This is a genomic window from Edaphobacter sp., assembly GCF_035532915.1.
Lineage (GTDB): Bacteria > Acidobacteriota > Terriglobia > Terriglobales > Acidobacteriaceae > Edaphobacter.
Genome location: NZ_DATKQC010000260.1, coordinates 1 through 7,851 on the forward strand (window position 1 = coordinate 1; position 7,851 = coordinate 7,851).

Consider the following 7,851-nt stretch of genomic DNA (forward strand, 5'->3'; position numbering starts at 1 on the left):
AACAAGTACACCGCGATTCGGGACGACAAGCCAAAGTCGAAGGACGACGCGAAGCGGCCCGAGTTCAAGGTGTGCAAGTTCACCACCGAGGCCATCATCACCGAAGGCGTCGATGTCGGCACCATCCATAAGGTCTGTGCAAATCCAGCTTGCCCTATCCATCATCCGAAACAGTCAACCAGCCACGATGAGAAGTGGAAAGCCGAACAGGAGAAACAGCGCAGGGAACAGGCCATCGTTAACGCAACCGGCCTCCGCGTATTGGCCGCTGTGGGAGCTGCCGTTCCCGTTCGCCTGATGAAGCGCGACCTGCTTTTCACTCTGGAGAAGCTGACCAGTCTCATGGATGAGAACCGCCTTGCCATGCTGGCGCGGCAGCACGGCATCCGGCAGAAACGGGACGACGGAGGCACCGCAAAAACTCTTGCAGCCTTCCTCCGCCGCTCCGACGAGGGGACGCTCTCACGACTGCTGGTGGAAACGGCCATCCTGCTAGCCGCGTCACGGACGAACGTGGCAACCGTGCTTCGGGATGCAGCCAGCACTTACAAGGTGGACACCGACGCGATTACGGCCAAGGTGAAGCAGGAGTTCGCCGCCAAAGAGAAAGGCAAGAAAGCCACGCAGGGAACAGCAAAGCCTGCGAAGAAAGCCGCCGCATAGATGGGGAATAACACTCGGGACCTGCCGCTGGGCAGGTCCATTCTTTGCCCGTCTTCCCACCCTGGAATGTGCCGGCGATCCATCGCCGGGCCATCCTCACCCACCCGACGGGCCGTAAGTACCCGACTCGCGACACTCGCCGCATTTCCCGGCAAACATACCCAAATTTGATCTGTCCGCTGCAATCTGGCATGATGGACGCCAAAGTAAGCGGTGTGCTATGCGAATCGCCGTTCCCCCCAGGTTTCGCATCGTCGCCGGTCTGCTTTTGGCTGCCCTGCTGAGTGTTGTCGTGTATCAAGTCGTCCGGCGGCGGGATTCACAATCTCCAGAGGCGCTGCTGAAGCATGCCGACGATCTGTCATGGCTGAACGCTTGGATTCAGGCCGAGCCTTATTACCGCCGGGCTGAAGTCGCCTTTCGCGCCAAGGGCGAATCCTCCAAAGCACTCTATGCACAAGTCAGCGAAATGCCCGCAAAGAGCGAATCGTCCACCACGATTCCCAACCAGATTGCAGTGTTGCGCCAGGACTTGTTGCTGCCTGCCGCCCGCGACCCTGAGACGCGCCTGCGGATTCTGACTATTCTTGGAATGCTCGAAACAAACTACGACGCGGGCATGGCGCGCACCACCTGGACAGAAGTGGAGTCGTTGGCTCGCGCCCGTCACCATTATCTTTTGGCTTCTCGCGCTGTTGGTGAGCAAGGCATTGCCGCCTTCTTGCTGGGCGATATCAAAACCGCAAAGAAGGACGTTCTCCGTGCATGGATGGTCGCCAAGTTTACCGATCCCGCCGCGCGAATCCGCTACGCGAGCATGTACGGGACCGGCCTTGTCGAGTTGCACAAATACAAAGAGGCCTTGGGACCGCTGAACGAGGCTATCAAGACAGCCGCCAATACTCCCCACGTTGCCTATCCGACCATTGCGATTACAGCGAAGATCAGTGCCTTGAGCGGCTTGGGGCGCTACCAGGAGGCACTTCAACTCGCCAATGAGGAAATGCGCAAAGTCTCCGCGTATCATCTGACCGCGCATCTCTACGACCTCTACCGCGCAAGAGCTTTGGTCTATCAGCAAATGAACGCATGGAACCAGGCGATTGGCGACTATCAGGAGGCGATCAAATACGCGGAACAGCTCTCCTATTGGCGCGGCATCAGCGAGTCCGATGGGCTTCTGGCGAAGGCTTATCTCCATCAGGGAATGCTGAACCAAGCCCTGAGCGCAATTGATGAAGCAATCGATGCGAACAAGCAGATTCCTGACGAGATGTATTTCGTTCCACGGAATCTCGCCATCAAGGCTGAAATTCTGGCGCGACTTGGCAAGGTGCAAGCGTCCGATGACCTCTACGAAAAGAGCGCAGATTTGCTCGACGCTCTGCTGAGCAGAGTCCCAACCCCGATGGTGGAACGCCAGCTCTTGGATGACTTGAGCGTTGTCTACGCCGGATATTTCGCTTCCCTGAGTAGCCAGGGGAAGCTGGGCGATGCGTTCCGCGTGATCGAACGAGCGCGGGGACGCATCGAGGCGCAGGCGCTCTCGCATCATGCAGTCATCCCACCTCATGCGCCCAGCGCCGCTGAACTGCGATTGACGCGTCTTGATGTCCGTCTGCTGGATACCGATAATCCCGCCGCACGGGGCCAAATTCTCAACGCGATTTACACGACGGAACAGCAACTCGGGGACGACGACAGTGACATCGATACACCTCCCGATCCAGTGGCACTCAGCCAACTCGAACAGGATCTTCACCCGTCCGAGCTTTTTGTTGAATACGTGCTGGCCGAACCCCACTCGTATGCACTGGCTGTCACGAGAGAAGGGGCTCGCTGCTATACCTTGGCGCCAAAGAGCGAATTGACGGAAGAGGCTTCGCAATACCGCGCAGAGCTGATGGATCGGAAAGCGGACTTGCCTTTAGCGCAGAAACTCTTCCATAGCCTACTGGGCGGGATACCGGAATATCGAGCCAAGGCGGATGTCATCGTCGTTCCGGATGGCGAGCTGGAATTGCTGCCATTCAATGCGCTGGCCGAAGGAGGCCAATACGTTCTGGCGACCCATACCGTGAGTGTTGCGCCTTCTGGGACGGTACTCGATCTCCTGCGGCACCGGGCCAATCTCCCGACACACACGGACCTGGCTTTTCTTGGCGTTGCAGCTTGGATATCCAAGGCTCCCCCGGTAACGCTCCTCGCCATGGTCAGGCGGGCGGTATCCGGCCTGAACCGGAGTGAGCTGGTTGCCTTGCCTGAAAGCCGCTACGAAGTGGAGACCGTTGCCACTGACCTGCCGCAGCCGCACACTATTTTATTGGGCGGCAATGCAACAGAGACTGACTTCAAAAGACTGCCTCTCGACCAATACGAGGTGATCCATCTCGCCCTGCATGGATACGCCGACCCAGAGTTTCCGGACAGGTCCGCGCTCGTCTTTGCACCTGAGAATCCTCCCATCGACGATGGGCTCCTGCAGGTTCGGGAGATACGACAACTCCATCTCAATGCCAGCCTCGTCACGCTTTCAGCCTGCGATACCGGCGTTGGTCCAGTGGGCGAGGAGGGAGTCGCTGATATTGTGAACGCGTTCATCGAAGCTGGCGCGAAAAGCGTCGTCTCTACGCTGTGGGCAATCGACGACCAGGCAACGGCGAAACTGATGATCGACTTTTATGGGCAACTTGGGCGAGGCGCGTCCAAGGCCGGTGCTCTGCGCCAGGCCCAGATCGAGATGATGAAGTCAGGTGAGCCACCCTATTACTGGGCAGGTTTCGAGCTGGATGGCGAGCCCAGCGATAGCCTCCTCGGCCAGACTGCCGACCACCTCTTACACAGGAGCAGCCGATGACAGCCAGCGCAGGTACCGTGACGGTTTCCCCCATCCAACCCTCTGAGAAAGACCGACACACCATTCTGGAAAACGTTCTTGCGGCACTGAAGAAGCGCTTCTATGCCCCTGAGAAGCTGAACGTCGATTGGGATGCAGCAGTCGAGCAGCACCGGCCATTGATTGAGCGCGCGGCTACCACAGATGCGTTTGAGGAGGCGGTTAGCGCTTTGCTGGCTGAGTTGCACACATCCCATCTCGGCTTCTTCCACAGCAGCGCCAGCAGGGCGTCGAGTCGTGCCGCGCTAAGCGCAAGCTACCTTGCAGACGACACGCCTTACGGAAAGCGCTGGATATTCCAGAATGTCCACTCCGGTGGAGCAGCCGATCTCGCCGGCATTCAGCCGGGAAATATCCTTCTGCGCGTCGATGGCCGGGAAATCGTTCCACCGGAGCATCCGGTCTTCGCCATGGGAGCGAAGACAGTGATCGACTTCGTCGCCAATGACGACCAGGAGAAGACGGCCTCGGTGGACGTTGCCCGCCCAAAGGGGAAGAAACTGCACTTCATTGAGCCGACTCTGGTGGAATCGCGTCGCCTGAACAACGATGTGGGCTACCTGAAGGTGGCGATGTTCCCCGGCATGGTTGGCGTTGTCGTCGCCAATCGCATTTCGGAAGCGGTGGAGAGCCTCGATGACATCCACAAGCTGATTATCGATCTTCGCGGCAATACAGGCGGTGGGATTGGAGCACTGCGCGTGATGAGTCTGCTAACGCCAAACAGGATTCCCGTAGGATTTGCCATCGATCAACGGCGATATAAGGGCAATCTGGAATCCGACAAGCTCGCCTTTCCACGATTCTCTCGAATCCCCCAAGGCACGAAGTATTTATGTCTGCTGGGGCTGCGATTTGCACCCGCGATGATGGCGAAGAAGCCGATAGTGCTAGAAACCGAAGGATTGGGGCCAAAGCCCTTTCACGGGCGCATCGCGTTGCTGGTTGACCGCCATACCGCCAGCGCCGCCGAGATGATCGTCGCGTTTGCCCGAGAGAACAATCTCGCCACCATCATCGGCGAAAAGACAGCAGGACGGCTCCTTTCCGCCACCTCCGTCAAAGTCGGCAAGGGATTCCGGTTGGCGCTTCCAACCGGCGTGTATCGCACATGGAATGGATCGGTCTACGAGGGTAATCCCATCGAACCCGATTTGCCTTCAGAATTCGAATGGCGGGATCGGCGGGTTGCTAGCACAGATCGACAGCTCGAATCGGCTGTTGATCGTTTACACAAGGGCTGAGATCCGAGGGCTTTGTTGATCGCGGACTACTTGCCGACTTATGGGGAGTGATTGCGGCCTTCCCGCCCTAACAAGTCAGGACGTGGCACCCAGTTGTGTTGCAGGGTTTAGGGTGGGAGCCCCACACGCAGGTTGATGCTCAACACGGCGTCCTACGTCGCCGATGATCTTGTTGAAATTCAAAACCGCGCTCCTAGAAATGCCCACGCGAGTCGTACTGCTCCGGCTTCCGACCATCTGCCTTGCATTCCTCGCACTCACTGATGTGCGCGTTCCGCAGTGAATAAGCCTGATGAACCTCTCGAGCAGCGTTGGCAATGGCCTCCTGTCGCTTTTTCTCGGAGTTATGCGGGTACTGCCGCGGCGAACTTCCTCTCGCGGTATCTTCGCGCATCATCGCTTTGTAGCGGTCGTCGTTCAATTTGTCGTACTCAGGACAAGGCATGATGTCAGAATAATCTACAGTGCACGCTCAAACATACCTGATTGAAGGAAGACCTGGCGAGGCGGCAGACCGGGCGCGCGCTATGAAGGCGTGCTCATGGACGCGACCGCAAATGGATGCTGGGCAGCATCGTTAGGAAACTGCGAAGGCAAAATCAGCCGGGAGCACTTGGTTTCCCAGGCCCTATTTCCAGAGGGCAACATCACGGTGAGCGGTCTGCATTGGTGCAAGGATGGCCCGAAAACGGTGGGACTCGCTGCACTCACGGGAAAGATTCTCTGCCAGAGGCACAATAGTGAACTCAGCGAACTAGATGACAACGTAAAGCGGGCGTTTGAGACATTGGATGAGTCAATTCAACTCTTCCAATTTCGGAGCAAGCTCCAAGGCAGACGATGGACAATCAAGACGTTTACCATCGACGGCGCGTTGCTCGAACGATGGTTTCTCAAGACGCTCATCAATCTCAGTCATGACGGCCAATGGATCATCGGGGAAGGCTCGCATTCCGCTGGATTACCGAATGACGAACTGGTGAAGATCGCGTTCGGAAACGCAGCATTTCGAGAAAAGGCCGGGTTGTACACGGCCGCGCACGATGATGAGCAAGTTACACTCCAACAGGGTTTGAGCCTGAGTCCGAAGACGATAGGAAACAACCTTCTCGCCGGTATGTTTTCGCTGTGCGGCTACAGGTTCTTTCTCAGCCTTTTGCCGGACGAGTTCAGGGAGCACCAGGGATCTTATCTCATGTATCGAGATGTGCATCACTGGTACTCCCCGCGTGACGATAAAGGACGGCCTGTGCGGTCGCATCGGCTCGACATCTCATGGCCGACACTCCCTCGGGCAGCTTCGGGCGCAGGCGTAATTGATTTGCCTGTAGAATAAATGTGAGACTTGCATGACGATGGCTTTTGAATGCAGTGAGTGTCAACGTCCGTTTCCCGCCGACGCTAAACACTGTCCAGATTGCTCGGTGACGACGGTTGTGTACCGTATTCCCCTGGGGGACGGCGGTGAGCACTTCAGCGTGAGGTTAGAGTCTCGCGGGAGAATCCAAGAACTTGCTAACGCGGTTCCCTTGGATCAGGTTCGACAGATGGCGCTGCCGTACCTTGCGCTAAACATCGAAGACGCCAAGGAAACTCTGCGGACGTACGACGAATGGGAAACAACCATCAGCGTGCCCGATCACACGCGCGAGTTTATCTTTGGAGAGCCATGAAGTAGGGTGACCCTGGTCCCTTCGTCCTTTTCAACAAACCACAAACGAGTGTGCCCCGGTCCCTCGCACTTGGGGACCGGGGATGCCACAAACTCCGACGGGCATCGGACCGCATACGATCACTCCCCTAGAACGGGACAGTGTCATTGCAAATGGGTAGCGGCTATCGTGGCCGGAAAACTGACGCAGTGCCGACATAACGGGGTCAATTTACCGCCGACGAATGATGGCGTTCATGAGTACATTGAAATCAGAATGCTGACCAGTACGGTCGGCGTGGTCTCCAACCCTTCGCAAAATGTGCGAAGCATGGGGCACCCAGAATTTGGGTGGAATAAGGGTGGGCCAGCAGCAGTTCTAAATGGGCCGTCATTATTGGGGATGCCGTAGCTTTTGGCGCCAAAAAAGTACGATTTCAGCCTCCGCTTTTCCAGAAAACAGCGTGGCCGCACTGAAAACTTGGCCAAAGCGTCACGAAAACCTCGGCTGCTCGATCATTCAGGCGGCCACTACGCACGAAAACTACCTATTGTGCTGTCCATTTAGAACTGCTGGTGGGCCAGCCCAACAGTTTCGCGTCTTCCCATGTCAGGCGCATACTTTATCATTGACGATGATTTTAGCGGCATGACTTGCGAGGAGAGATCTCTTGGACGAAAGCGCAGTTCCACTTGAACCGTTACGTGTGCTTTGTGACCATCTTGTAGAGCGTACGGCCACCCTATTCCTTGGAGCTGGCGTAAATGCAGGCGTCGTTTCGCCAGCAGGAGTCTCGTGTCCCTTGGGGAGTGAGCTGAGCGCGTGGATTTGTCGCGACCTATTGCTGAGCCCAGATACGGTTGTGCCTTTAGATGAGGCATCCGAGATGGCCCGCCATGCTGTCGGAGAGCGGGCTTTCAATGACTATTTATTTGACAAATTCAAGGAATTCAAACCCGGAGTCGTGCACCTTTCGCTTGTTCAGTTGCCATGGGACAAGATTTACACTACCAATTTTGATTTGTTGGTCGAACAGGCAGCCGCATCGCCGTTAGTCAGTCCAGCGGGTTCCATAACCGTCGTGGAAAGTACAACAGCCGACGTCTCGGTCCTTTCAGAGGACGATATCCCCTACTACAAGCTCCATGGCAGCCTTGATATAGCGAACACCAACGCTGGCAAGCTAATTCTGACTAAGCGGGATTACAGGGAGTATGAGACCTACAAAAAGCCGCTTTTCAAACGTCTAAAAACTGATTTGGAAAGCCGGACTTTTCTGTTCGTTGGCTATTCCCTCGCAGATGCAAACTTTAGAGCAGTTCTGGACGATTGTAGAGATGAACTAGGTACGAAGACGCTGCCTCTGAGCTATGCCGTCATCAAAAGCTTCACGTCA

Annotated in this window: 5 protein-coding genes and 1 pseudogene; all 6 read left to right on the forward strand. The window is 56.4% G+C overall.

The genetic code is table 11. The features are described 5' to 3' along the window. A pseudogene (locus VMU57_RS12510) lies at positions 1 to 663 on the forward strand (chromosome partitioning protein ParB); the annotation flags it as partial. 220 nt (positions 664 to 883) lie between these two features. Next, positions 884 to 3,520 (forward strand): CHAT domain-containing tetratricopeptide repeat protein, encoded by a 2,637-nt coding sequence (locus VMU57_RS12515; protein WP_325383867.1) that lies wholly within the window; start codon positions 884 to 886, stop codon positions 3,518 to 3,520. Further along, the gene (locus tag VMU57_RS12520; protein ID WP_325383869.1) at positions 3,517 to 4,803 is read left to right on the forward strand and encodes a S41 family peptidase; all 1,287 of its coding nucleotides are present in this window, start codon (positions 3,517 to 3,519) and stop codon (positions 4,801 to 4,803) included. Before VMU57_RS12515 ends, VMU57_RS12520 begins: the two co-directional genes overlap by 4 nt. 541 nt (positions 4,804 to 5,344) lie before the next feature. After that, positions 5,345 to 6,139, forward strand: coding sequence for a hypothetical protein (locus tag VMU57_RS12525; protein ID WP_325383871.1), 795 nt, complete (start codon positions 5,345 to 5,347; stop codon positions 6,137 to 6,139). 193 nt (positions 6,140 to 6,332) lie between these two features. After that, positions 6,333 to 6,476, forward strand: coding sequence for a hypothetical protein (locus VMU57_RS12530; protein WP_325383873.1), 144 nt, complete (start codon positions 6,333 to 6,335; stop codon positions 6,474 to 6,476). Between the two features lie 649 nt (positions 6,477 to 7,125). Then, a partial coding sequence (locus VMU57_RS12535; protein WP_325383875.1) for an SIR2 family protein occupies positions 7,126 to 7,851 on the forward strand: 726 nt, incomplete at its 3' end.

Excerpts from the sequence above, each read along its gene's own strand:
- VMU57_RS12515 (WP_325383867.1), top strand. The coding sequence starts at position 884 with ATGCGAATCGCCGTTCCCCCCAGGTTTCGCATCGTCGCCGGTCTGCTT.
- VMU57_RS12525 (WP_325383871.1), top strand. The coding sequence starts at position 5,345 with ATGGACGCGACCGCAAATGGATGCTGGGCAGCATCGTTAGGAAACTGC.
- VMU57_RS12520 (WP_325383869.1), top strand. The coding sequence starts at position 3,517 with ATGACAGCCAGCGCAGGTACCGTGACGGTTTCCCCCATCCAACCCTCT.